Source organism: Bacillus sanguinis, from assembly GCF_018332475.1.
In the GTDB taxonomy this organism is placed as follows: Bacteria; Bacillota; Bacilli; order Bacillales; family Bacillaceae_G; genus Bacillus_A; species Bacillus_A sanguinis.
The window spans coordinates 1-2,592 of sequence record NZ_BOQB01000380.1; the positions used below are offsets into that span (position 1 = coordinate 1).

Sequence of the window (2,592 nt, forward strand, 5' to 3'; positions counted from 1 at the left end):
TTAGAGAGGAAAATTCATATTTAGAAAGGATTTATTCATGAGCACTATAGAAAAGATTCAAACTTTTATTATTCTTTTTGCTGTTACATGCGGCATCGTACTCGGACAATTTAATTTCATACATATGTATGCAGACAAATTTATTGTTCCCTTCTTATTTTTCATGCTATATGGATTATTCCTCAGCATCCCATTAAAAGAAATAAAAAACGGATTTCGCAATTTAAAATTTGCTGGAACAAGTCTTACTATTAACTTCTTATGGACACCTTTACTCGCTTGGGGATTAGGAGCACTATTTCTTTCAGATCAGCCAGCACTTTGGGTTGGATTTATAATGCTAATGGTTACTCCATGTACAGATTGGTACTTAATCTTTACTGAAATAGCAAAAGGTAATGTAGCACTTTCTACAGCGATTTTACCAGTAAATTTAATTTTGCAAGTACTACTACTTCCCATTTATTTATTTTTATTCGCTGGTGTTATGAAGACTGTATCGGTTTCTGTTTTAGTAGAAAGTATTGTTATCGTAATCGTCTTACCATTTTTACTTGCACACGCTACAAAATTCATTATGAATAAACTGAAAAAAGCTGAAACACTCGAGAATAAACTCATTCCGTTTTTCAGCTCTGCGCAAATTGTATTTTTAAGCTTAGCAATCGTAGCGATGTTTGCATCACAAGGTAAATATTTACTACAAAATATGAATGTCGTTTTATTATTACTCATTCCTGTTCTATTGTTCTTCATCATTAATTTTGCACTAGGACAATTTATCGGGCGCGTTATGCGTTTATCTTATAAAGATACAGTAAGTTTAAACTTAACAACGTTAGCAAGAAACTCACCTGTTGCTCTTGCTATTGCTGTAACCGCTTTTCCAGACGAACCTCTTATTGCACTTGCACTCGTTATTGGGCCGTTAATTGAGTTACCAGTTCTTGCTTGTGTTTCACAAGTGTTATTACTTATTAAGAAGAAGCAGCAATATACACAATAAAAAACGTCCTGCCATAGGACGTTTTTTATTGTCGAGAAATTATATAATGAACGATCATTATCGGCTCTAAGCATTTTATACGTTATAGAAGAATTAATTTGTCGTTACATTAACAGTTCCTTTCTAATTAAAAATTAAAGGAAACGTAAATATAACGAAAGCTGCCCAAAGTCCGTAAATTGGTAAATACTTCGTAACGGCATCTTGGATAGCTGTTGGTCCTGATTTGCTTTGTAAGAAACGCATATAGGAAAACATAATCCAAATTAAATTTGCCCAGATCAGTATGTTTACGCCTAAAACAGCAAGTCTATTAGGTGTAATACCGTAAGAAGAAAGCCTGAATACGATGGCTGACAATGCGACAGTATCAATAATAAGTGCCAAAACAATTAAGGCAAAATTTATATAATCTGAAATGCTCTTTTTCTCGTCTGAATCACTCTCAACGATAGAAAATATAGTAACAGCCAATACACCAAGGAGTATTCCGTTGAAGGCCATTAGGAAATTGCGGTCCAAGAATGGATTTTTCCCGACCCAAATTACCGTTATAAGATAGATAAACAATGTGATCAAGACAAGCGGACTAAAAATTTTAGATATGTATGGTGTAATATTTTTAGCAAGTTTAAGATTCAATGATACTAAGTATGCAGCCACTACAGCGAGAGCGGCAGCTCCAAATAAAACAACATTACTAAAATAGAACTCTCCTATATCCAAGTCAACAAAGCTAAATAATCGCATTGTGAGTAATGCTAGTATCATTCCGCTCACTGCCATGCTCGCGTAGAGAAGACCATATTCTAAATTAAATTTAATATACGCTAATCTTGTACTGCCTTTTGAATATTCATTTCCCGTAAACGCAAGTCCCAATAAGACCCATAACAATATAGGAAGATGTAAGTACGCAAGGATACTGCTGTCTTTATAATTTAATGGCAACATATTAAGATAAAATCCGGCAATTAAGAACAACGCTGCAAGGAAATAAATAATACTTTTTTTCGGAGTATTATTGTAAATAAAATAAGCAGCAATACAGGGAATTACACCAAAAGCCAAGTTAATTGGAGCAATTGCTTCCTGCTCAACAAAGTGGAAAATGATTCTAGTGCTTAGCCCTGCTAAAATAGCTAACATGCCCATGAATAAGAAACCTTTTTGAAACAGTGATATTTTTTCTTTACTTGCCGTCTCCTTGAAATGCAATCTTTCATACCAAGCAGCTAGCACCTGAGAATCAGGGTTTTCATCCCATGCTTGTGAGAATGACTTTTTAAAAGCTTTCGGGTCTTTTCTATACATTCTCTCCAACTCATGAGGGTTATCCATATTTTCAATAATCAAATTGAGATTGTTCATAGTTTTACCTCCTCTAATAAAAAACAGCGTTGTTACCTTTCTATAAAAAGCACCTCACTGATTTATCATGATATTGATTTTAATACAAAATTTATTGTTTTACAATAAATAATTATCAATTATAAAGATTTTTTTATTGTATATTTTATTTTAAATAAAAATAAATAGTACTACTTATTCAAAAAAATATCCTATAGAATAGACTTTTTTAAGTG

The 2,592-nt window shown here is 32.8% G+C and carries 2 protein-coding genes; one reads left to right on the forward strand and one right to left on the reverse strand.

The window, feature by feature from the left end:
• The first annotated feature begins 37 nt into the window (after positions 1 to 37).
• Positions 38 to 1,006, forward strand: a complete 969-nt coding sequence (locus KI369_RS26455) for an arsenic resistance protein (RefSeq protein ID WP_212958469.1) — start codon at positions 38 to 40, stop codon at positions 1,004 to 1,006.
• A 123-nt stretch (positions 1,007 to 1,129) separates the two neighbouring features.
• On the opposite strand, the gene KI369_RS26460 is transcribed toward KI369_RS26455, so the two are convergent.
• Positions 1,130 to 2,377, reverse strand: coding sequence for a DUF4153 domain-containing protein (locus KI369_RS26460; RefSeq protein ID WP_212958471.1), 1,248 nt, complete (start codon positions 2,375 to 2,377; stop codon positions 1,130 to 1,132).
• Positions 2,378 to 2,592: the final 215 nt, after the last annotated feature.

Coding starts and splice junctions, on each gene's coding strand:
- KI369_RS26455 (WP_212958469.1), top strand. CDS start 38: ATGAGCACTATAGAAAAGATTCAAACTTTTATTATTCTTTTTGCTGTT.
- KI369_RS26460 (WP_212958471.1), bottom strand. CDS start 2,377: ATGAACAATCTCAATTTGATTATTGAAAATATGGATAACCCTCATGAG.